Consider the following 20812-nt stretch of genomic DNA (forward strand, 5'->3'; position numbering starts at 1 on the left):
GGAGAAATGTCCGCGCCTCACGCATGGTTGATCCCGCCGCCGAGCCGCTCGTACAGTCGAGATGTGCTACCAGTTCGCCGGAAGGCAGACCCCACTGCGGCCTGGGAGATCGCGCGACCGCCGCGGGCCACCGCGCTGCCCGGTGTCGACATGGCCGGATTCCGCATTCGCGGCGAGAGCCCGATCGAACTACGAGCCATCCCCCACCCAGCCGTCACCGTGGCCGTCGAGTTCGGTGACCGCCCGTTCGACATCCACGGCGCCGGCGGCGGAATGCGGTCGGCGAGCCTGGCCGCCGGGCTCGCCTTCAGCGCGTTCCAGGTGCGCGCCGACGGCATCGAGTGCGTGCAGATACGCCTGTCTCCGCTCATTGCGCCCCCCGTGCTCGGGCTCCCGCTCGCGGAGTTGCGCGGGAGCGTCGTCACACTTGACGACCTGTGGGGCCGCGACACGCCGCGTCTGCGGGAGCGGCTTCACCGGGCGCGGACCTGGCCGGAGCGCTTCGCGCTGATCGACATCGAACTGATGACCCGGCTCCGTGCAGGCAAGCCGGTCGATCCCGAGGTGGCCTGGGCCTGGCGCCAGATCGCCGCCAGCCACGGCCAAGCCCGCGTGAGCGACCTCGCGGCCCGCACCGGGTGGAGCCGCCAGCGCATGTGGTCACGCTTCGGCTCGCAGATCGGCCTGACACCCAAACGCGCCGCCATGCTGGTCCGCTTCGATCACGCCATCCATCGCCTGGCATGCGGGCACACCCCCGCACGGGTCGCAGCGGACTGCGGCTATTCGGACCAGTCCCACCTCAACCACGACGTCCGCGCGTTCACCGGGAAACCCCCCACCGCCGCTGCGAACGAGCCATGGCTGGCCGCCGACGACAGGGCCTGGCCGGCACACGGCGGCGCGGCCTGACCGGCACCACAAGTGACCGGTCTGCCGATCTGAGCTTCCCCCGCTGCGCGGGAGGTGCTGATTACCTGGTCAGGGCGGGTGTGGGTCGTTCGACGGCCACTGGTTCGGCCGTCGCCTGGTCGGCGTAGTACTTCGCCTCGTACTCGTCGGGGCTGAGCCAGCCGAGGCGCTTTTGGATGCGGCGGGTGTTGTACCAGCCGTCGATATAGGCGAACAGTGCGAGGTCGGCGTCTGTGCGGGTCGCGAAGGTCGTGCGGCGCACACACTCGGTCTTCAGGACGCTCCAGAAGTTCTCCGCGAGGGCGTTGTCGAACGAGTCGCCCACGCTTCCCATGCTCGGCTCGATTCCCGCCTTCAGCAGGCGAGTTGTGAGCTTGATGGATGTCAATCCCCTGTAACCGTGGAGTCCTCCGCTATGCGGCCTGGGCCTCCTGATGGGCCTCGGCTCGTGCCTTGCTGATGATCCGTTCGAACTCGACCGGTGGCAGCCCGCCGGCCGCGCTGTGTCTGCGCCGGGTGTTGTAGAAGTCCGTGATCCAGGTCGCGATCTTCAACCGGGCCTCTGTCCGGGTCGCGAAGCGGTGCCGGTGGATGTACTCGACCTTGATCGTCGAGTGGAAGCTCTCAGCGGCGGCGTTGTCCAGGGCCGACCCGACGCGCCCCATGGACTGGACGACGCCGAGGCGGTCACACAGCTCGTTGTAGGCCGCGCTGCTGTACTCGCTGCCGCGGTCCGAGTGGAAGATCACCCCGTCCACCTGGCCGCCCCGGGTGGCCGCGGCCATCTTGAGCGAGGCGCTGACCAGGGCGGCGTTATGGTGAGCACCCATCGCGTAGCCGAGCAGGCGGCGGGAGAACAGGTCGATCACCGTGGCCAGGTAGAGCTTGCCCTCGCCGGTGTCGATCTCGGTCATGTCACCGACCCAGAGCACGTTCGGCGCCACGGCGTCGAAGTGGCGATGCACCAGGTCGCGGGCCGCCTTCCGCTTGCCCTGCCTGGTCAGCGACCGGCGTCGACGCGGGGGCTTTCGGCCCTGGAGCCCGAGGTCGGCCATGATCTTGGCGACGGTGTTCTCCGAGACCTGCCAGCCCTCCGCCCACAGGTCGAGAGTGATCCTCGGCGACCCGTACGTGTTGCCGGACGCGGCGAAGAAATGCCGTATCCGCTCGGCGAGTTCAGCCCTTCGCACCTCGCGGCTGGTCGGCTCGGCCGGGCGGCGGCGCCACTTGTAGAACCAGGACTCGGACACCCCAAGTGCCCGGCAGGCGGTCGTGTGCGGGACGCCGTGCTCGGTCCTCTGTTCGGCGATGAAGCCCGCAACCGTCACTTCATCGCCTCCTTCACCCACAGGACCACCGATCGCTTGAGGACATCGCGCTCCATCCCGAGCTCGGCGATCTCCTTGCGCTGCCGGGCGTTCTCCTCCCGCAGCCGCCTCAGTTCGTCGCGCTCGGACTCGCTCAGGCCTCCGGCCGCCTCGGCATCCGCCCGGGCCCGGGCGCGGTGCACCCAGTTCTGCAATGTGCTCGTCTGCACGCCCAGGTCCCGCGCGACCTCCGCGGCTGACTTCCCGGTCTCCATCACGATGCGTACCGCCCCCGCGCGGAACTCCGCGTCGTACGAGCGCCTCTTCCCCGCCATGACCCTCAACTTCCCCTCTGGTCACGACTCCACGCTACGAGGGGAATGTCACTCGGCATCAACGGCCCGGTAGCGGGCGGGCCCCTTGTTGCGAGCGATCTCCCGGCTGACGGTCGAGGCGGCCCGACCCAGGGCACGGGCCATCGAGCGGATCGAGTCGCCCCGAGCAAGACCGCGCGAGATCGACTCCCGCTCGGGAAGCGTCAGTTGGCCCGATCTCCGCTGCCGGACCGGTGGCACGTATCCGCCGTTGGACTTGATGATCGTGAAGATCGAGCCTGGTGGCCTGCCCAATGCCCGCGAGATCTCGCTGATCGACTCTCCGGCCTTCCAGCGGTCCCACAACTCTCGCTTCTGTGTGTCCGACATGCCCGGACGCCCCAACCTCGCCATGCGTCACATCCTCCGTCATCTGGGATGTTGCGCTGACGGGTTGACTGCACCGAGGCGGCCTTGAGGATCTCGCAGGACCGGCGAAGTTCGGCGTTCTCCTTGCGCAAAGCGGCCAGCTCCTCCTTCTCGGCGGTGGTCAGCCGGTCGTCGCGCTCGCCCCGGTCCGCCTCGTCCTGGCGGATCCAGTTCCGCAGTGCCTCGTGGTGCACCCCGAGGTCGCGGGCCAGCTTGCGGATCACGGGCTTCGGGTCGGCGGCCCGGTACGCGGCAACGGCTCGCTGCCGCAACTCGGGCGGGTACTTCATCGGTGCGGCCATGGCAGAGGCTCCCTTCTCATGGCCCATCAGGCCATCTCCGGCAACCTTCCGCACGTCGGGGGAACCTCACCTTCGCACACAAGCCCGTCGACCCGCTGCTCGGGCAGGCCATCGAGGCCTGGCAGGCCGTGCGGCCAGATCAGCCGAAGATGTTGGCCTCACCGCCCGGGTCATTGGCCCGTCTCACATGTTGTCGAGGTTGTCGACAACGGTGGAGGTCGGGGTGTGGAGGATGGCGTCGAACGCCTCAAGGACGGGGGTGTGAAGGTATGCACTTTGGATCCGGATGCGGTCGGGGCCCGGGGCAAGGTCGGCGTTTCCATGGGCTTCCTGCAGGCGTGCCTGGTGGAGATCGGCGATGCTGAGCCCGAGTTCGGCGTCGGCGAAGGCGGCTTCGATGCTTCCCGGCTCGGCCGGCTCCAGGGCGGTGGCGTCGATGGTGAAGCCGAAGGGTGTGTTCTCGTCGCGGGGCATGTCTGCGGTATGTCCGGTGGTGCTCGCCAGGCCGAGGGCGAAGTAATCGTCGCCGAGCGCGCGGTGCAGGTGCTGTCCCATGGGGAGCCCCGTGAGGTGCCCGTTGAAGGACACCGGTGTCTTCTGGATGTGGGCGTTGTGAGCCGCCAGCACGACGCGGGTGCCGGGTGGGAAGCGGTCCAGGTGCCACAGGACCGACTCGGCCATGTAGACGTCGCGGGCTGAGGTGTCGGCGGTCAGCCCTTTGCCGGCGAAGAGGTCGGCCATGGCGCGGAAGGTGTAGTCGGCGTGGCAGGCGCCTTCGAGTCGGCGCACGGCGGTGTCGTAGCTGTGCTGGTCGGCGCGGGAGACATACAGCGGTTCGACGGAGCGGAACCGGATGAGCAGGCGTGTCAGGGTCGCGCTGAGGGCGTCCTGTTCGGCGGTGGCCAGGCGTGCCCACGCGGGCGCGGCGACGGCCGCGGAGCCACCGGCGAACGATTCGGCGATCCGCATCGCCTCCTGGACGAGCGGCAGGGTTTCGGGATCGATCCGGCGAAGGTAGTCGGCGACGGGAGCCAGGGCGGGAAGCAAGGAACCACCGGCCGCCGGGATGTCGATGCCCATGAAGCGCACCGGTGTTGAGGCGGTTTGGTTGTGCCGGCGTATCCAGCGCAGCGGCTCGTCGACTCCCACGGGGATCGTCCCGGTGAGGTGCGCCGCCAGGTCGTCGTTCGTCCCCTCACCCTGGGCCCATGCGTCAAGGGGGAAGCCTTCGCTGAAGCCGTACTCGAAGGCCAGGACGGTGAATCCGCAGCGCTCGGTCAGGAACCGCAGGATGCGCTCGCGCATGGATGCGAACTCGTTGATGAAGTGGGAACTTTCGCCGATCGCGACGACACGTGCGTCGCCGATGACGGCGCGCAGCGGCTCCAGGTCGTCGAGTGGTGCCTCGGGGTCGAGGTGGTCGAGGGGGACGGCGTGGGTGCGAAGCCAGTCGGTGAACGGGTTGTGGTGGGGCGAAGCAGGCATACGGGCAGCTCGATTCTCGGTGCTGGAATGGTGGATCGCGGATAGGGGAGCGGGGCACCGCGCAGGTCGTCCTGGGCCGGGTTCGTTCAACGGTCCGTGGCACTGGGGGTTGTTGGGTCCAGACGTTCCGTGTCCATGTGCCCGGGCGCCGCGTTCTCCAGGTCGTCGATGGTGCCGGACATGATCGTGCGGATGTGTTCGGTGATGTGCTGGAGCGGCCAGTCCCACCACGCCACGGCGAGGAGCCGGGCGATGTCCGCAGCGTCGTAGCGGGTGCGGATGAGCCGGGCGGGGTTGCCGCCGACGATGCCGTAGTCGGGGACGTCGCCGGTGACCACGGCGCCGGCGGCGATGATCGCGCCGTGCCCGATGCGTACGCCCGGCATGACCGTGGCGCCGCGGCCGAACCACACGTCGTTGCCGACGATGGTGTCGCCCCGGCCGGGCAGGTCGGTGATCAGGTCGAAGTGCTCCGTCCAGGAGCCCCCCATGGTGGGGAACGGGAAGGTCGAAGGGCCGTCCATGCGGTGGTTGGCGCCGTTCATGATGAACCGGGTGCCCGTCCCCAGCGCGCAGTACTTGCCGATGACGAGCCGCTCGGGCCCGTAGTGGTACAGGACGTTGCGCGTCTCGAACGCGGTCGGGTCGTCCGGATCGTCGTAGTAGGTGAAGTCACCGACCTCGATCAGCGGCGACTTCACCAGCTGCTTGAGCAGAATCACGCGCGGGTGCTCGGGCATCGGGTGGAGCACGGTGGGGTCAGCGGGAATGGGCGGCATCGTGGAGGCGATTCCTCTCCAGTGGGGGTGTGTCCCGGATACGGCAGAAACGGGCCATGGGATGATCTTGGTCTAGTGCGGGCTGTTCGCGGATGCCTCGTTCAAGGCGGTGACCGCACCTGGATCGGTGGCCCGTTGCGGGGCCGTGGAGCCTTCCGCAACCTTGGACCTCGCGAGCCACAGGCCGGTGAACACGGCGGTGGCCAGGGTGACGGCGCCGGCTGCAAGGAAGGCGTTGTTGAGGCCGGTCTCGAAGGAGGCGCCGTCGGCTTGCCGGGTGCGGACGATGGCTCCGAGTACCGCCACGCCGAGCACCGCGCCGATCTGGCGGGTGGTGCTGCTGATGCCTGAGGCGAGGCCTCCTTCCTGCGGGCTGACTGCCTGGATGGCGGCTCCCGTCAGTGGGGACATGGTCAGGGCGAAGCCGGTGCCGACGATTGCCAGCCGCCACCACACGTTCCCGTAGCCGGTGTCGGCGTGCACCGTGCCGAGCGCCAGCAGTCCCAGGCCGGCCAGGGCCAGGCCGGTGGTGACCACGATGCGGTAGCCGTACCGGGCGGCGAGCCGGCCCGCGTACGGGCTGACGATCACCATGGCGAGGGACACCGGCAGGGTCTGCAGGCCGGCGCGCAGGACCGAGCTGCCCTGGACGTACACGAAGAACTGGGAGAAGAAGAACGACGAGCCCATGAGCGCGAACCCGACCACGACCATGGCGGTGTTGGACACGGTGAACAGGCGCTGCCGGAACAGCCGCAGCGGCAGCATCGGCGCGGAGCGGCGCGCTTCGACGGCGGCGAAGGCGGCGAGGAGGATCACCGCGGCGGTGAAGCTGCCCAGGATCAGCGGGGAGGTCCAGCCGCGGGCACCACCCTCGATCAGCCCGTAGGTCATCGCCCCCACACCCAGAACGGACAGCACCGTCCCCGGGACGTCGATCGCGGGGGCGCTGGGATTGCGGGTCTCTTCGAGGCTGCGCAGGCCGGCCAGCAGGAGGACCACGCCGATGGGCAGATTGACCAGGAAGATGGCGGGCCAGCCGAAAGCGTCCGTCAGCGCACCGCCGGCCACGGGTCCCGCGGCCAGGCCGATTCCGCTGAGTCCGGCCCACAGCCCGATCGCCTTGACGCGTTCCTGCGGCACGGGATAGGCGGCGGCGAGTAGCGCGAGCGAGGCCGGGCTCAGCGCGGCGGCCCCGATGCCCTGCAACACCCGGCCGGTGATCAGCCAGCCGAGCGAGGGCGCGAGGCTGCACAGCGCCGACGCGGCGGTGAACACCGCCACGCCGGTCAGGTACACCTGCTTGCGGCCGAACCGGTCGGCGAAGACACCGCCGGACAGCAGCAGCATGGCGACCAGCAGTACGTACGCGTCGACGATCCATTGCAGACCGGTCAGTTGAGTGTGCAGCCGGTGCTGCATGTCGGGCAGCGCCGCCCCGACGATCGTGTTGTCCAGCAGGACCATGAACTGGCCCAGGCAGGTCACCGTGAGCAGCGCGGCCCGGTGTGAACGACTGCCTACGGCCGCAGGCGAAGCCGCCATGGGGATTCCTCTCGATCGTTGGTCGCGCCTGGCCATGGCCGATGGGGCCGATGGTGCAGCTGAGCGCTTTAAAGCAGCCAGTGACTGCGTTAGGCGACTGTATGAGGCACCACCCATAAACGCAAGTAGCGGCTGCGTTAAGGTGGGGGTATGAACGAGAAGGAGCAGGCCCGGCGGCCCGGCGGGCGCAGCGCCCGCGTCGGCGCGCAGGTGCACCAGGCCGTCACCGAACTGATCAGCGAGCGCGGCTACGGCAACTTCACCGTCGGCGAGGTGGCGGCCCGCGCGGGCGTGGCCGACAGCAGCATCTACCGCCGGTGGGGCAGCCTGGAGACCCTGCTCAGCGAGGTGGCGCTCACCCACCTCAATGCGCAGTCGCCGATGCCCGACACCGGGAGCCTGTCCGGCGACCTGCGCACATACGCGGCGCAAGTGGCCCGCGAAATCACCGGACCCGACGGTCCGGCGGTGCTGCACCTGGCCGTCGCCCTGTCGAGCAGCGGTCAGCGGGGCCTGCAGGCCGGTGCCGACATCCGCGCCGAACGCACCCGGCAACTGCAGTCCATGCTCGATCGGGCCCGCGACCGTGGCGAGCGCGCACCCGACGCGTTCGACGTGCTGGACCACATCCTGGCCCCGATGTATATCCGCGTCTTGTTCGGCATGGGGCTCACCCCGGACTACGTCGACGGGCTGGTCGACCGAATGCTGTGACCTCACCCCAGTCCCCACGATCAGCCCTCGGGCGCGGTGCCAAGGCTCCGTGCTCGCCGACACCCGCCCGGCCGGCTCAGGCATCCGGCCCTTGGCTGGCTCACGCGACCTGGCGATCCTCACCAACGGCCCGCTCTCCTGAAGAAGCAGGGCCGGGTACGCCGCACCCCCGATCCGGACAACGGCCGCTACACCCTCGCCGTCCTCACCGAAACGGGCTGGGAAAAAGTCGTCGCCACCGCCCCGGGCCACGTCGAGGAGGTCCGCCGCCTCGTCCTCGACCCCCTCACCAGGCCCAGCAGCGCACCCGGCGCACCATCGGCCACCGCGTCAACCAGGCCGTCGACCCCACCGGCACCTACCGCCTGGACTGACGATGCGCCTCACCCCTCGATCCGGCCCGCGCACGGAATGAGGGGCGGGCACGATCCGCCTCCGCCCGCTCGACGGCCAGCAACTCGTCGCCGTCCGGGTTGTCGAGCGCGTCGGTGAGGGTCTGCCGGCCGTTGGGGCGGATGCCGTACTGCTTGCCGAGGAAGACGAAGCGGGTGCCGGCTCCATCCAGGGTCTGCCTCAGCCGGCCACAGGCACACTCGCACCCCAAGACGGTTGCTGACCTGCGGGGTCTTCGGTCCGTCAGCAATTCATGGTGACAGCTGTCATACGGATCCGGGCACAGGAGTCACTGACGGGAAGTCGGCTCCGCACGGCAGGCTGGACGCACGCGAACAGTCGCCGAGCACCCGGCAGAGGAGCAGACAAGGCCATGGACAAGAAGCCCGCCGCGCCGCCGACCAGCCCCGTGATGCTGGTCCTCCGTCCGCTGGTGATGGATGTCGGCATTCCGCTGGCGCTCTCCTATCTGCTGCACTCGGTGCTCGGGCTGAGCCAGATCCTCGCGCTCGTGTTGAGCAGCGTGCTGCCGGTGGTGCGGACGGTGGCGAGTCTTGTCTCCAGGCGGTCGGTCAACGGGCTGGCCGGTCTGATGCTGCTGGTCAACACGGCCGGGATCGGGCTGTCGCTGGTGTCCGGGGACGCCCGGCTGGCGGTGGCCAAGGACGGCGCGCTGAGCAGCGTGGTGGGCATGGCGATGGTCTGGTCGGCCTTCGCCGGGCAGCCCATGGTGAGCGCGGGGCTCAAGCCCGTTCTCACCAAGGGTGAGCCTGTCAGGATCGCCGCCTGGGACCGGCTGAGCGTGGGGTCGGCCCGGTTCCGGCGGGCCGAGAGGGGGTTCACGCTCGCCTGGGGCCTGTCGCTGGTCGGTGAGTGCGCGGCCCGGGTCGTGGGTGCCTACACGCTGCCGGTGTCGACGATGGTCTGGCTGTCAACGGTCTTCCTGCTCGGAGCGTTCGTCGTGGCCTTCATCGCCGGTGCGCCGTTCCACAACCGGATCGAGAAGCTGGTCGAGACCGAGACCGCCCTGTCCGGCGTGGCAACCCCCATCAACACGGAAGATCCCGCGCCCGGGGACCCCGCGATCACCGTGGCGTGAGGTCAGCGTCGAGCCGGGAAGCACCGGCGGCGGCCCGGCGCCGACAGACCCGGCCCGCCGTCTTCCTGCGGGTCCACCGATGACGCGCCGGCCCGGCATCCCGGTTACCGTGGTCGTCGCGGTCGGCGGCGGACTGTTCGCCGGCGTCGCCACCGCTGCCCAGCACCACGGCATCCGCACCATCGCCGTCGAACCAGAGAACTGCCGCACGCTCAACGCCGCCATCGAGGCCGGCCACCTGGTCGACGTCCCCGTCGACTCGATCGCCGCCGACTCCCTCGGCGCCCGCCGCACCAGCTCCATGGCCCTGAACGCCGCCCAGCACGAAGGCGTCCACTCCGTGCTGGTACAGGACACCGAGATCGCCCGGGCCCGCCAGGCGCTGTGGGACCACCGCCGTGTCGCGGTCGAACACCGCGCCGCGACCGCCCTGGCCGCGCTCACCTCCCCGGACCAGCACATCCCCGCCCGAGACCTACCGACCCGACCCGCCACCGCGAGCCGCAGCTACCGGCCCGGCAACGGGGAGAGGTCTGCGTGGTGCTCTGCGGCGCGAACACCGATCCCGCCGAACGCTGACCAGCGGCCCGAAGGGGGCAGCCGAGCGCACACCCGCCCGGCTGCCGCTTCGGCACCGAGCTGCGGCGCACCGCCCTCGACCGCGCCGGCCTCCACCACCCCACCGACGCAGACCATCAGGCCGTCCGCGACCTTATCCGCCACCTCGACCCCGTCACGCTGCGCCGGCCCATGGGCTGGCTGGAGTGCACCCCGTACCGCGGCGCTCGTTCTGCGCGGCGAGCAGGTCCCGCCGTTCCGGCCCATGGCACGCCGCAGTCGGTTCTGACGGGCCGTCCGGGGCTCCCAGGGCCGGCCGCTTCGTTTCACTGCACGCGGCCTGGCTTTCTGATGGCGCGCGAACGGACACGCGGAATGAGTCACCGGAACTCGGCCGACTGAGCGTCCCCGCGCTCTTCCTGCTCGGCGAGCGCAGCGCCCGCCACGAGGCCCGGACCGTGGTCAGGGTCGGCGCATCTCCTCGGGGCAGCCCCGCAGCCGGTCGAGTTCGTCGAGGCCTTCGGTGGCCCGCGCGGTCAGCGCCTGCAGGTCGTGTTCGCGGGCGATGTCCATGGCCTGCTGGAAGCACGTCCGGGCGTCGTCCCAGCCGCCGAAGTGGAGGTGGGTGCGGCCGGCGACCACCAGGCAGTCGGCGACGCCTTCGTTGTTTCCCAGACGCTGGTGGTGCCGGCGGGCCTCATCCAGCGCGGCGAGGGCTTCATCGCGCCGCCCCAGGCCGCGCAACGCGTCACCGAGGTTGGCCAGGGTGATCGCGGTGTTGTTGACGTTGCCGTGGCAGCGCCAGATCTCCAGCGCCTGCCGGAGCCCGGCTTCGGCCGCCGCGAAGTCCTCCAGGAGCAGGTGGGAGACGGCCATCGTGTTCAGCATGAAGCCGCTCGACTCCTCCGAGTCGTCGCGGGTGAGAGCCTGTCGGGCGTAGGCGAGGCTCGCTGCACCGTCGCGCTTGTGGTTGTGGGCCACGGCGAGGTTCTGCAGGACTGCGATGGCCAGGTCCTCGCGTCGGGCCTGTTCGGCCGCGTCGAGAGCGGCCTGAAGGGCGTCGATCGCCTGCTCGTTGCGGTAGGCCATGCCGTGCACGATGCCGATGCGCTCGAGCACCCGGGCCTGGCCGACCAGGTCGCCCTGCTCTCTGGCGGAGCGCAGGGCCATGGCCCGCAGGTCGTCGGTCTCGCCGGTCCAGAACCACGTGGCGTCGTACCCGGACAGGCCGACGACGAGCCGCCAGGCGAAGTCCGGCCGGGAGGAGCAGGTTGCCTGCCTGACCACTTCCCTGATGTTGGCCAGTTCCCGGTTGCACCACCGGGTCGCGTCCTCCCCCTCGGCGAAGACCGGGGGCGGCGCGGTCGGCGCCTCCTCCAGGACGGGCGTGATCGACACGCCGGCGTAGATCGCGGCCCGCGTGTTCTCCAGCGCGGCGGCGTACCAGACCATGAGCCGCACCCGGGCCGCGTCGCGGCTCTCGGGCGTCTCCTCGTACTCGGCGCGTTCGGCCGCGTACTCGCCCAGCAGGTCGTGGAAGCGATACCGCCACGGCTCGGGGCTCTGGAGCAGGTGGTAGTCGGTCAGCAGCTCCAGCAGGTCGGCCGTGTCCGCCACAGGGCGTTGCCCCAGGGCGGCGGCCTGCTCGACGCCGAGCACCAGGCCCGGCCACAGCCCCAGCAGCCGGAACAGCCGGGCCGCCTCCCGCTCCACCATCTCGTCGCTCTCGCGCAGAACCAGGTAACTGGTGGCGAACGTGTCCCGGACACTGAGTTGCCCCGCCGACAGCGACCGCAGGCGCCGGCCGTCGTCGCTCAGGTGCTGCGCCATCGTCTCCAGCGACCAGGCCGGCCGTGCGGCGAGGCGGGCGGCCACAACGCGCAGCGCCAGCGGGAGCCCGCCGCAGGCCGCGAGCAGCCGCAGGGCGTTGTCCAGATCGGCGCACGCCCGGTCGGGTCCGCACACCGCCGACAGCAGTCGCCGCTGCTCCTCGATGTCCAGCGGCTCCAACCGGACCTGGACGGCGCCCGGCAGGTCGGTGAGCGTGTTGCGGCTGGTGGCGAGCACGGCGCTGCGGCCGTCGCCGGGCATCAGCGGTAGCAGGTGCTGCGCGTCGCGCGCGTTGTCGAGCAGCAGCAGGAGCCGCCGGGTGGCGAGGACGTCGCGCAGCCGGGCGGCCCGGTCGTCGGTGTGCTCGGGCAGCGGGCTGGCGCACGGGTCGGGGCTGAGGTCGGCCAGGAAGCGTGCCAGGATCTCGTGGGCCTCGCGCCGCTCGCCGTTGCCGAAGCCGTGCAGGTCGACGTACAACTGCCCGTCCGGGAAGAGCTCCTTGGCCTGGTGGGCCGCCCGGACAGCCAGCGCGGTCTTGCCGACGCCTCCCATGCCGGAGACGACCAGCACGGACGGGCCGCAGCCGGAGGCGGCCTTCGCGAGGTGGTCGCGGAGCCGCCCCAGTTCCTCCTCGCGGCCGGTGAAGTCGGCGGTGTCAGCGGGGAGTTGTGCCGGTCGGCCGGGGGCCGCCGGCCGGGCGGGCGGGGCCGCCGGCTCGGGCTCTGGCGCAAGCAGGATGTCCTGGTGGATCCGCTGCGCCTCCCGGCCCGGTTCGACGCCGAGTTCGTCGCGCAGGGTCCGGTGCAGGCGCCGGTAGGCGGCGAGGGCCTGGGCGCGACGGCCGGCCCGGTGGAGAGCGAGCATCAGCTGCTGGTGGAAGGTCTCGCGCAGCGGGTGCTCGTCGACGAGCCGGGCGAGTTCGGGGACGAGGCCGGTGGACCGGCCGAGCCGCAGCTCCGCGTCGAGGCGCCATTCGAGCGCCTGCAGCCGCGCCTCCTGCCACCGTTCGCGCGCGGGCCCGGCATCGGCGAGCTCGGGCAGCTCGGCGAGCGGGACCCCGCGCCACAGTGCCAGGGCGCCAGACGCCTCCCGGTGGACGGACTCCCATTCGGCGGCAAGGACGGCGGCGCGGGCCGTGGCGAGGTGCTGCTCGAAGAGCGCGCTGTCGAGCTCGCCGTCGTCGACCCGGAGCAGATAGCCGAGCGGCGTGGCCGTCAGCCGGTCCGGCTCGTCGCCGAACACAGTGCGGCGCAGCCGCGCCGCCAGGTTGTGCACCGCCGCCGCACCGGAGGCCGGTGGCTCCTCGCCCCACAGGGCGTCCTGGAGCCGGTCCGTGGTGACCCGCTGATTGGCGTTCAGCAGCAGGACGGCCAGGAGCGAGCGGAGCCGGACACCCCGAACGGCACGTTTCCCAGTGCCGTCTTCGACGTCCAGCTCGCCGAGTACGCGAAAGAGCATCTGTTTCCCCCCGGTCGGCCGTGGCTGACAACCCCGGCCGTAAATGATCTTCGCCAGATGATAGGGCCGTGATAGGCGCCCCCGCGATGGTTGTCCACAGCGCGGAGCGAGGGGAACTGTGCAGAAGCCTCCGCCTGCGGCCACGTCCGAGCACCTCCTGCCGCTCCACGTGGCCGCCACCACCTGGTAACCGGGCCCTCAGCCGGACCACAACACCAACACACAGACGGGGAAAGCCACATGAGCTTCAAGTCCAGGATCGTCAAGGGCGGCATGGTCGTCGCCATGGCAGGCACCGCCCTCATGGGCTTCACGACCGCCGCCAACGCCAGCCCGAGCGCCGGATACATCGGCGCCGGCTACACCAACAACCCCCACGGCGTCTGGTGCGCCCAGCACAACATCTCCTACTGGTTCCACACCTCTGGCTCCGACCACCACCAGCCCGCCGAGGACGGCAGCTTCGGTCCCGAGACCAAGCAGGCCATCAAGAACTTCCAGGAGGAGATGGGTCTCCCGCAGGACGGCGTCCTCGGCCCCCAGACCGGCAACGCCCTCATGGCCCACGGCGACCCAGCCTACACCGGCTCGGACATGCCCTACCGCGCGGGCGGCGGCACCAGCACCTCCTACTGCTACACGTACCTGCCCACCACCTGGTAACCACCCGGCACGGCACTGACACCGCCGCCCCCGCCCTCCACACGCGGGGCGGCGGACAGCCGACCTGATGCCCGAGAAATCGACCCGCGCGCACGCAGCTCAGACCGGTCTGGATCTGCTTCAGATCGACCCGGCGGTCCTCGGGTGACCGTACTTGACCTGCGGGAACCGCTCGTCCTGGTCCTCGTAGGCGCCGAAGAGGGACATCGAGGTCATGTCCCAGTGGATCCGGGACACGTCGGCGCGCAGGCCATCGCCGACGTCCAGGTGCGGCGCGATTCGCGTCCAGCGCGCGGGCGAGCCGGTCATCACCCAGCAGGTCCGGCTCGCCGTTCCCACTGAGCATGTGCTGCGGCCCCGACGGCGAACTGGTCCCGTCCTGGGTCAACCCGGTTCTGGTAGCCGGTCTGACTCTCGCCCTGGCCGCCCTCACCGCCGCCGCATTGACGGCCTACCGCACACGCGGCCGCACCTGGGCGTCCTGAGTGGACGTTAAGTCCCTTTTCTCTCGGCTCGTGATCGCTCGTTCGTGTGAACGTTGGCCGTACTGGCGTGCCAGTCGTGGTTCGGGTGATGTTCTGCGGCGCATGGACAGACGGGCGTATCCGAGCGACTTATCGGACGAGCAATGGGCGTTGATCGAGCCGATGATCACGGCCTGGAAGCAGGACCGGGTGGCGCGATCGGCGACCGGGGATCCGGGGTCCTGTGATCTGCGGGAGATCGTGAACGCGGTCTTCTACCAGAACCGGACGGGCTGTCAGTGGCGCTACCTGCCCCATGACCTGCCGTCCTGGTCGGCGGTGTTCTACTACTTCGGCCTGTGGCGCCAGGATGGGCTCGACCAGCGGATCCAGGAACTCCTGCGTTGCCAAATCCGGGAGAGGGCCCGCCGATTAGAGGACCCGTCCCTCGTGATCATCGACACCCAGTCCGTCCGCGCGGCCGCCGGTGTTCCGAAGAGCACCACGGGACTGGACGCGAACAAGAAGGTGTCGGGCCGCAAGCGGGGACTGGCCGTCGACGTCATGGGGCTGATCATCGGTGTCGTCGTCCTGGCCGCCTCCGCCCACGACAACGCCGCCGGCACCGCCCTGCTCGACCAGGCCGCCGAACGGTGCGGGATGCGTCTGGAGAAGGCCCTGGTGGACCAGGGCTTCAAGGACGAGGTCGTCATCCACGGTGCACTGCTGGACATCGACGTCGAAGTCGTCCGCCGCAACCCGGCCGACCAGGGCAAGGGCTTCGTCCCGCAGCCGAAACGGTGGGTGGTGGAGCAGACGAACGGCACCTTGATGCTGCATCGGCGCCTCGCCCACGAGTACGACCACCGGCCCGACACCTCCGCCTCACGCGTCTACTGGGCCTCCACCGCGAACATGACCCGCCGCCTCACCACACCAGCCCCGGCCTGGCGCGACACCCTTGGACTGGCCGCGTGAACGTCGCCGAACTCCTGGCAGACCTCCAGACCCGGCAGGACGAGGCCACCGCCCGGGCCGCAGAACTACGAGTCCGGATCGAAGAGCTCGCCGCCGACCTGACCGAGACCGAAGCGCGGCTCACGGACCTGGCCACCACCCGAAAGATCATCGCGGAGGTCACGCCGGCAGGAGCCGAATCCGAACCACCCGAGACGAACACCACCTACCAGGCCATCGTGAATACCTTCAACCAGCACCCCGACCAGGCATTCCGGGCACGCGAGCTGCACGAACTCCTCGGCATACCCACCGACGAGGCGTCCGTCAACATCACCCGCAGCCGCCTCGGACGCCTCACCCGCCAAGGCTTCCTCACCCAACCCGGACGAGGCCGCTACCAGAAACGGACTTAACGTCCACTGAGTCGCACCCGCCCCACCGCGACCGGCCGATGCCCCCAGCCGCTGCCGGCTGAACGTCACCAGCTGTTCCCGGCCCAGATCGCCAACCACCTTGCCCTGGCAGTCGGCCCCGTGCGCCGCGCTCAGCGCGCAGCAGATCTCAACCCCGCGCCGGGGTGCGTCTCGGCGGTCGGCCCGACCGGTATCTGAAGGCGGGCCCGGGCGTGCGCCAGAACAACCGCGGCGCAGCGTAGGTGGTGGGTGACGATGGGCAGGAGGGTGCCGCGGAAGCGGTCGGCGGTGCGCAGTTCGGTGGCGGCTTGGGCGAGCAGGTTGCCGGCCTGGTGGAGGTGGGGGCCCCGGTCGCTGGTGCGGTATTCCTGGGCGAGGGTCTGGGTGGTGTGCGCGAGTTCGTCGATGCCTGGGTCCTCGACCGGGTCGGCGCCGAAGAACACCAGCGCGTCTGCCAGTTCCGTCAGGAGGGCGTCCCTGCGCCCGGCCCACCATATGCTCACGCTGTGATCATGCCCCACCACACCGTGCGGCAGGTCGGAAACAGGCCAACTCCCCTCCCCCACCGACAAACCCGCCCCGGCCAGCAGGCTCGCTCGGCGCGTCGCCGCGCACACGTCGGCCCTCGGCCGGGCAGCGGCGGTCGCGCCGCGGGCGGCGGCGCGACGGCGGGCCGGGCGTCTGTCGGCGTCATGGCGGGACCGCTCGGAGATCAGCCTCGCCATGGACTCCGTCTCCGTCGACCATCCGCGCCTTCGAGCCGCCACGTCTTGTGCCGGGCAGCGGTGTTGCCGTCAGGGCCGGCCAGACCGTCAAGACGAGGTCGCCGGACGCCTGGCGCAGCAGCTCGTGTCGCCATAAGGCCGTGGCGGGGCGCGGGTCGTCCGCAGAGAGCAGGTTCCCTGCGCGTTCGTACCGGGACAGTGCCAGCCCCATGCAGAAAATACCGGTCGGCGGACGTCAAACTCGAGACCGCCAGCCTCAGCGGCCTCCCGGTCGACCTCTCCGAGGCGCACGTCCGAGGCCGGCCACCAAAACTTCCTCCAGGGCCCCGCGAAGGACTGCGGCGCCCGGAAGCGGCTCCGCGCGCCGCATAAGCGGGCTGCGCCCCACAGCTGGAAGATCCGCACCCCGCCACCTGCGAGACCGCCGGCGCAGTCCACACCCGCCTGCTCACGGCCATCGAGGACGCCTGACCCCTGATAGGAGATCTTGCCTGATTGCCACACGAGTTTGACCGGTCAGCGTCGGTCACCAGTCTGCGGAAACATGCCCACGAACAGCTCAACGGGGAAGCGGGTGGGAGCTGGTTGCCTACTGTTTCGGTGTGGGGACCTACGGACCTTCTGGTGTCGCCGTTGCCATCGTCGCTGTGCTCTCGATGGCCGGCTGCAGCTCGGGCAACGGTACGCCTGCGCCGGTGTCGAGCAGCGAGCCCACCGTTGCCACGGCGACGGCTTCGCCGACCAGCGAGTCCCCCACGGCGTTGCCTTCCAGCGCCTCTCCCACAGCGATTCCCAGCAGCGCGCCGCCGACTGCTCCTTCAGCAAGCACCGCTTCGAGCAGCCACGCGCCCGCCACCAGCAATGCCGGCGGGACGTGCAGCATCACAACAAACTCCGGAAAGTGCTACAGCGCGGGCGAGTTCTGCCGTAAGAGCGATGTCGGCCGCTCGACCACCGACGCGCACGGGCGACCGATCACCTGCGGCTACGAAGGGGGAGAAGCCCAACCGCGCTGGCACTGAGCCCCCAGCGCGCCCGCCATGCTCCAGGAGCAGCCAGCTCGGTCCTCAGTGGCGGGTGACGGCGAAGCCGCTGTCGTTCATGGCCTCGGTCCACACCCGCCGGTCGAACCACTTGTCGATGTCCGGGATCTGCGCGGTGATCGCCTTCATGCGGGCTTCCCAGTCGTGTCCGGCCGGGCCGCGGCTGCCCTCGCATCCGGCGCAGCCGTCCTCGCCGTGGATGTGGCCTGCCATCCAGGCGTTGACGGCGACGTTGACGATCACCTGGTACAGGTCGCCGCCGGTCTCGGCGAGGGCGTCGGGTACGCCGGCGAGGATCAGCGCGAGCTCGGGGTTGCCGACGGGCGGCATCGGCGTCTGGCCGACCCCACCTGCGTCGCTGGAGTCCTTGAACTCCTGGTGCTGGCCGGCGATGGAATCCGCGAGGGCGGCCGCGTCGAAGTACCGCCAGGCCGAGCGCTCCTGAATGCCCAGGCGCTGCGCGACTGTGGTGATGTTCCGTTCGATGACATCGGCGACCGATCCCGGTCGCACCGTCACTCCCCTGTGGGCCAGCTCGGTGAGCGTCTGCGCCACCGCGTCCTTGAACGCCTTCGTCTTCCGCACGCCGCTCAGCGTAGTGCCCAGCGGGTACCGGCTCGGCGGCCGACAAACCCGGGCCACCGGGCTGCGCAGCGCAGGGGCTCGGCTCGGCAGCTCGGTCCAACCCGCCGCGGCCTTGGACCGTGGTGTTGTTGCAGCGGCTTGGCCGGGCATCTACGCCCGAACGGGGCTGCCTACACCTCGACGTAGCCGACGACCACGATCGTGCGCAGCACGGTGACGTGGTAGATCACGCGTACGCCTTCGATGTCGTCGCGGTAGTCGCGTAGCCGGCCGTCCGGCATCGGCTGGCCGAGGTCGGGGCGCACCGAGATGGTGACCAGGGCGCGGTCGAGGCGGTGGATCTGGGCGGCGGTCAGCTTCTCGAGCTGGCGGGCGGCCAGGTCGGAGAAGGCGACCTCGGCACGGCGCGGGGGCGGGGATTCAGGCGACACGCTGCTCAGTGTGCCCGTTCGCCAGCTCCGACAGGCGGCGTTCGCGCAACTCCTCCCACGGCACGCACTCCTCAAGCGAGGGCAGGCCGTGCTCGGCGACGTCCTCCAGGAACGCGGCCAGCTGTTCCGCCTTGCCCAGTTCCTCCTGGGCCATGGCGCGCAGCGAGTCGGCGGACTTGCTGTCGAGCGGCACGCGCCCGCTGTGGTTCGACGTCATCACGCTCTCCATCCGTCCCCGGTGGACTGGGCCCGGGGGTAGTACAAGCCACGGTATCCATCAATTCGGGATTGGGAACCGTAGTCGGGCCAAGTCCACGGATTCGGCCTTCTCGCACGGCACTCATCCGGACGTTCGCCACAGTGCCTGGGCGGTACGGGTCCAGGAGCCGTGTCGTTCAGGAGCCCCGCGTCGGCCGGGGCTGCGCCTTGGCCTGCCGCTGGACCTGGATGCCTTCGACGGACGCCGGGCGCGGCGCAGCGGTGCGCGGTGCGGACGATTACACTTTCGATTTCCAACCGGTCGGCTGTCGAGCGCCGCCTCCCGGACCGTCTCGTCCTGGTCGGCAGACGGCCGCCAGGATGCGCAGCGCGGTGGCGGACCTGCGGCTGGCCGCCGAGGAGAACCCGACCGTCGCAGAGATGCTGGCCGCCGTCCCGGCCGGCGCCGCCAGGATCGAGGACCTGGTGCAGCGCGGGCCCGTCCGGGCCGGTCTGGCACCGCCTCGGCACCCGGAGCGGCGGGCGTGCGGGTGGATGGAGCGGTGGGCGGGAACGGGGCGTGGGCGTTGTCGTCGCCTCCTGGCGGGTGGTCACCGGCGCCAACCGGGTCCGGCGGCGAATCCGCTGTGCGGACTGTTGTCCCGGACACCGGGTGGTGGTTCCCGCCGGGCGGGATCACTGCGGCCCCGGCCTTGTCGCTGCGGGCGCCGTCGTGGGACGCCGGGGTACGGCGCCGGCCCGAAGGCGCCGGTTTCCCTCACCTGCGCGGAGGCGACGTTGTCGGCGGATGTGTTCCCCGGCCCAAACGAGCTGTGGCCCGATCCGCTGCCGGACGCGGGGAGGACAGCGACGAGGGCGAGGTCCTGATCGCGAACCTCCTGGGCCTGCTGCATGCCCGGCCCGACGACCTCGCGGTGCGGCGGGAGCTGGGTTTCGAACTGACCGGGGCCGAGTGCTGGGAGGTGGCCGTTGAGGTGCTGTCGCCCGCCGTGGAGCTCGCGCCCCGGGACGCGGATGTCCGGCTGGACCTGGGCTGTGCGCTCTCGGCCCTCGAGCGGTGGGCGGATGCCGAGGAGCAGCTGACGAAGGCGGTGGCGCTGAGTCCCGGGCTCGCGTGCACCTACGCCGAGTTGGGCTATGTGCTGCTGTGCCAGCAGCGTCTGGAGGAAGCCGGGATCGCCTCCCACAAGGCCCTGGTCCACGACCCGGGTTCCGCCCTCGGGCACCTGTGCCTGGCCGAGGTCCTGCAGACGGCACGCACGCGTGCTGGCGACGTCGCCACGCATGCCCGGGTGGCGGTGGACGCGTGGCCGGACTCGGCCTGGGGCCACGCGGTGCTCGCGCAGGCACTGCTGGACACCGGCGACTACGGCGGCGCGCACCAGGCCGCCTCCCGCGCACACGAGCTGGATCCCGGGTCGGACCGTGCCGCGCAGCTGCTCTGCTGGGCTCTGGGAGAGCTACAGCGCTGGAGAGAGGCAGTAAGGGCGGCCGAGCAAGCCGCCGCGAGGAAGGCGACGCCGTGGACGCTCAACGCCCTCGGCTGGGCGCTCATCGGGCGCGGGCATCTCCACGCCGCCGAGCAGGTGCTGCGCCGGGCCGTCGCCCTGGATCCCGCAGTGCGTATCTGCCGGTGGAATCTGGCCTGGCTGCTCGCCCGGGTCGGCCGCATGCGGGAGGCCGAAGCCAACCTCACGGTCCTCCTGCACCACGACCGCGACGACGGCCAGGCCCTCGGGCTGCTGGGCTGGATCCACCTCGCGTCAGGACGAGGTGAGCAGGCACGCGAGGAACTGCGCCGGGCCGTGCGGCTGCTGGGAACGACACGGACCGCCGCCAGGCCACTGCTTCTGATCGGAGCGCTGGAGCGGGCCGAGAATCCGCCGCTTGCGCGGCGGTACTTCCTGGCCGCCACCGCGGTGGCCGACCGCCTGCCGTCGCCGGACATCTACTCCCACCCGTGTGGAACAGGCGAAATCCAAGCTCTCGCCTTCGCCGCACTCGGCGAGGGCGACCGGGCCCGGCAGTGCTTGGAGCAGGCCCTGGCCGCGCGGGACGGATCGGACCGGTTCGATCCCCGCTTGTACGAGCAGTTCACGCAGCCACCGCTGCCCGGGCTGGACGTCCTGATCAGGCTGTGGAAGGACCCGTGACGGGCGAACGAGTCCCGCTTCCCCGCCCGGT

At 70.6% G+C, this 20812-nt stretch carries 22 protein-coding genes and 3 pseudogenes; 9 read left to right on the forward strand and 16 right to left on the reverse strand.

What is annotated here, in order from left to right; genetic code table 11:
- Positions 1-150: 150 nt before the first annotated feature.
- Positions 151-912, forward strand: coding sequence for a helix-turn-helix domain-containing protein (locus F7Q99_RS28590; protein ID WP_230210970.1), 762 nt, complete (start codon positions 151-153; stop codon positions 910-912).
- Between the two features lie 61 nt (positions 913-973).
- Here the strand turns inward: F7Q99_RS28590 and F7Q99_RS28595 are convergent, their stop codons facing one another.
- From F7Q99_RS28595 to F7Q99_RS28630, 8 genes and pseudogenes are all read right to left on the reverse strand, one after another.
- Positions 974-1300 carry an IS3 family transposase gene (locus tag F7Q99_RS28595; protein ID WP_268267658.1) on the reverse strand — a complete coding sequence of 109 codons (327 nt, stop codon included), beginning with the start codon at positions 1298-1300 and terminating at the stop codon, positions 974-976.
- 25 nt (positions 1301-1325) lie between these two features.
- Positions 1326-2240 carry an IS3 family transposase gene (locus F7Q99_RS28600; RefSeq protein WP_326847294.1) on the reverse strand — a complete coding sequence of 305 codons (915 nt, stop codon included), beginning with the start codon at positions 2238-2240 and terminating at the stop codon, positions 1326-1328.
- The gene (locus F7Q99_RS41685) at positions 2237-2554 is read right to left on the reverse strand and encodes a transposase (RefSeq protein ID WP_230210971.1); all 318 of its coding nucleotides are present in this window, start codon (positions 2552-2554) and stop codon (positions 2237-2239) included. Before F7Q99_RS41685 ends, F7Q99_RS28600 begins: the two co-directional genes overlap by 4 nt.
- 51 nt (positions 2555-2605) lie before the next feature.
- Positions 2606-2947 (reverse strand): annotated as a pseudogene (locus tag F7Q99_RS41690) (helix-turn-helix domain-containing protein); the annotation flags it as partial.
- A 50-nt stretch (positions 2948-2997) separates the two neighbouring features.
- A pseudogene (locus F7Q99_RS43760) lies at positions 2998-3291 on the reverse strand (transposase); the annotation flags it as partial.
- Between the two features lie 156 nt (positions 3292-3447).
- Entirely contained in the window at positions 3448-4749 is a 1302-nt protein-coding gene (locus tag F7Q99_RS28620) for an erythromycin esterase family protein (RefSeq protein ID WP_153466846.1), read from the reverse strand.
- Between the two features lie 86 nt (positions 4750-4835).
- Positions 4836-5528 carry a CatB-related O-acetyltransferase gene (locus F7Q99_RS28625; protein ID WP_153466847.1) on the reverse strand — a complete coding sequence of 231 codons (693 nt, stop codon included), beginning with the start codon at positions 5526-5528 and terminating at the stop codon, positions 4836-4838.
- A gap of 72 nt (positions 5529-5600) precedes the next feature.
- On the reverse strand, positions 5601-7073 hold the full coding sequence (locus F7Q99_RS28630) for an MFS transporter (RefSeq protein WP_153466848.1): 1473 nt from the start codon (positions 7071-7073) through the stop codon (positions 5601-5603).
- 150 nt (positions 7074-7223) lie between these two features.
- Between F7Q99_RS28630 and F7Q99_RS28635 the strand changes: the two genes are divergently transcribed.
- A complete protein-coding gene (locus F7Q99_RS28635; protein ID WP_153466849.1) occupies positions 7224-7787 on the forward strand; it encodes a TetR/AcrR family transcriptional regulator in 564 nt (187 codons plus the stop codon).
- A gap of 358 nt (positions 7788-8145) precedes the next feature.
- On the opposite strand, the gene F7Q99_RS28640 is transcribed toward F7Q99_RS28635, so the two are convergent.
- Entirely contained in the window at positions 8146-8391 is a 246-nt protein-coding gene (locus tag F7Q99_RS28640; protein WP_153466850.1) for a hypothetical protein, read from the reverse strand.
- 162 nt (positions 8392-8553) lie between these two features.
- On the opposite strand from F7Q99_RS28640, the gene F7Q99_RS28645 reads away from it, so the two are divergent.
- Positions 8554-9279, forward strand: a complete 726-nt coding sequence (locus tag F7Q99_RS28645; RefSeq protein WP_230210973.1) for a VC0807 family protein — start codon at positions 8554-8556, stop codon at positions 9277-9279.
- A 106-nt stretch (positions 9280-9385) separates the two neighbouring features.
- Positions 9386-9852 (forward strand): annotated as a pseudogene (locus F7Q99_RS28650) (pyridoxal-phosphate dependent enzyme); the annotation flags it as partial.
- Positions 9853-10299: 447 nt separating this feature from the next.
- On the opposite strand, the gene F7Q99_RS28655 reads toward F7Q99_RS28650, so the two are convergent.
- The gene (locus F7Q99_RS28655) at positions 10300-13125 is read right to left on the reverse strand and encodes an AfsR/SARP family transcriptional regulator (RefSeq protein ID WP_153466851.1); all 2826 of its coding nucleotides are present in this window, start codon (positions 13123-13125) and stop codon (positions 10300-10302) included.
- Positions 13126-13365: 240 nt separating this feature from the next.
- Between F7Q99_RS28655 and F7Q99_RS28660 the strand changes: the two genes are divergently transcribed.
- Positions 13366-13788 carry a peptidoglycan-binding domain-containing protein gene (locus F7Q99_RS28660; RefSeq protein ID WP_230210974.1) on the forward strand — a complete coding sequence of 141 codons (423 nt, stop codon included), beginning with the start codon at positions 13366-13368 and terminating at the stop codon, positions 13786-13788.
- A 120-nt stretch (positions 13789-13908) separates the two neighbouring features.
- On the opposite strand, the gene F7Q99_RS28665 is transcribed toward F7Q99_RS28660, so the two are convergent.
- The gene (locus F7Q99_RS28665; RefSeq protein ID WP_195911290.1) at positions 13909-14127 is read right to left on the reverse strand and encodes a hypothetical protein; all 219 of its coding nucleotides are present in this window, start codon (positions 14125-14127) and stop codon (positions 13909-13911) included.
- Positions 14128-14132: 5 nt separating this feature from the next.
- Between F7Q99_RS28665 and F7Q99_RS28670 the strand changes: the two genes are divergently transcribed.
- The 3 genes from F7Q99_RS28670 (at position 14133) to F7Q99_RS28680 (ending at position 15625) form a co-directional block, all read left to right on the forward strand.
- Positions 14133-14273 (forward strand): hypothetical protein, encoded by a 141-nt coding sequence (locus tag F7Q99_RS28670; RefSeq protein WP_153466853.1) that lies wholly within the window; start codon positions 14133-14135, stop codon positions 14271-14273.
- 102 nt (positions 14274-14375) lie between these two features.
- Positions 14376-15230, forward strand: coding sequence for an IS5 family transposase (locus F7Q99_RS28675; protein WP_153466769.1), 855 nt, complete (start codon positions 14376-14378; stop codon positions 15228-15230).
- A complete protein-coding gene (locus F7Q99_RS28680) occupies positions 15227-15625 on the forward strand; it encodes a hypothetical protein (protein WP_326847295.1) in 399 nt (132 codons plus the stop codon). Before F7Q99_RS28675 ends, F7Q99_RS28680 begins: the two co-directional genes overlap by 4 nt.
- A 131-nt stretch (positions 15626-15756) precedes the next feature.
- Here the strand turns inward: F7Q99_RS28680 and F7Q99_RS28685 are convergent, their stop codons facing one another.
- The 5 genes from F7Q99_RS28685 to F7Q99_RS28705 form a co-directional block, all read right to left on the reverse strand.
- Positions 15757-16128 (reverse strand): hypothetical protein, encoded by a 372-nt coding sequence (locus F7Q99_RS28685; RefSeq protein ID WP_153466854.1) that lies wholly within the window; start codon positions 16126-16128, stop codon positions 15757-15759.
- An 832-nt stretch (positions 16129-16960) separates the two neighbouring features.
- A complete protein-coding gene (locus tag F7Q99_RS28690) occupies positions 16961-17236 on the reverse strand; it encodes a hypothetical protein (protein ID WP_153466855.1) in 276 nt (91 codons plus the stop codon).
- 181 nt (positions 17237-17417) lie between these two features.
- Complete coding sequence (locus tag F7Q99_RS28695; RefSeq protein WP_326847296.1) at positions 17418-17978, reverse strand: hypothetical protein; 561 nt, start codon at positions 17976-17978, stop codon at positions 17418-17420.
- A gap of 170 nt (positions 17979-18148) precedes the next feature.
- Positions 18149-18409, reverse strand: coding sequence for a type II toxin-antitoxin system RelE/ParE family toxin (locus tag F7Q99_RS28700; protein ID WP_326847297.1), 261 nt, complete (start codon positions 18407-18409; stop codon positions 18149-18151).
- On the reverse strand, positions 18399-18626 hold the full coding sequence (locus F7Q99_RS28705; protein ID WP_230210975.1) for a hypothetical protein: 228 nt from the start codon (positions 18624-18626) through the stop codon (positions 18399-18401). Before F7Q99_RS28705 ends, F7Q99_RS28700 begins: the two co-directional genes overlap by 11 nt.
- 814 nt (positions 18627-19440) lie before the next feature.
- On the opposite strand from F7Q99_RS28705, the gene F7Q99_RS43350 reads away from it, so the two are divergent.
- Entirely contained in the window at positions 19441-20781 is a 1341-nt protein-coding gene (locus F7Q99_RS43350) for a tetratricopeptide repeat protein (protein ID WP_195911291.1), read from the forward strand.
- Positions 20782-20812 lie beyond the last annotated feature (31 nt).

This window comes from Streptomyces kaniharaensis (genome assembly GCF_009569385.1).
Classification (GTDB): domain Bacteria; phylum Actinomycetota; class Actinomycetes; order Streptomycetales; family Streptomycetaceae; genus Kitasatospora; species Kitasatospora kaniharaensis.

Excerpts from the sequence above, each read along its gene's own strand:
- F7Q99_RS41685 (WP_230210971.1), bottom strand. The coding sequence starts at position 2,554 with ATGGCGGGGAAGAGGCGCTCGTACGACGCGGAGTTCCGCGCGGGGGCG.
- F7Q99_RS28675 (WP_153466769.1), top strand. The coding sequence starts at position 14,376 with ATGGACAGACGGGCGTATCCGAGCGACTTATCGGACGAGCAATGGGCG.
- F7Q99_RS28590 (WP_230210970.1), top strand. The coding sequence starts at position 151 with ATGGCCGGATTCCGCATTCGCGGCGAGAGCCCGATCGAACTACGAGCC.
- F7Q99_RS28635 (WP_153466849.1), top strand. The coding sequence starts at position 7,224 with ATGAACGAGAAGGAGCAGGCCCGGCGGCCCGGCGGGCGCAGCGCCCGC.
- F7Q99_RS28630 (WP_153466848.1), bottom strand. The coding sequence starts at position 7,073 with ATGGCGGCTTCGCCTGCGGCCGTAGGCAGTCGTTCACACCGGGCCGCG.
- F7Q99_RS28645 (WP_230210973.1), top strand. The coding sequence starts at position 8,554 with ATGGACAAGAAGCCCGCCGCGCCGCCGACCAGCCCCGTGATGCTGGTC.
- F7Q99_RS28655 (WP_153466851.1), bottom strand. The coding sequence starts at position 13,125 with ATGCTCTTTCGCGTACTCGGCGAGCTGGACGTCGAAGACGGCACTGGG.
- F7Q99_RS28620 (WP_153466846.1), bottom strand. The coding sequence starts at position 4,749 with ATGCCTGCTTCGCCCCACCACAACCCGTTCACCGACTGGCTTCGCACC.
- F7Q99_RS28705 (WP_230210975.1), bottom strand. The coding sequence starts at position 18,626 with ATGACGTCGAACCACAGCGGGCGCGTGCCGCTCGACAGCAAGTCCGCC.
- F7Q99_RS28660 (WP_230210974.1), top strand. The coding sequence starts at position 13,366 with ATGAGCTTCAAGTCCAGGATCGTCAAGGGCGGCATGGTCGTCGCCATG.
- F7Q99_RS28625 (WP_153466847.1), bottom strand. The coding sequence starts at position 5,528 with ATGCCGCCCATTCCCGCTGACCCCACCGTGCTCCACCCGATGCCCGAG.
- F7Q99_RS28670 (WP_153466853.1), top strand. The coding sequence starts at position 14,133 with ATGTGCTGCGGCCCCGACGGCGAACTGGTCCCGTCCTGGGTCAACCCG.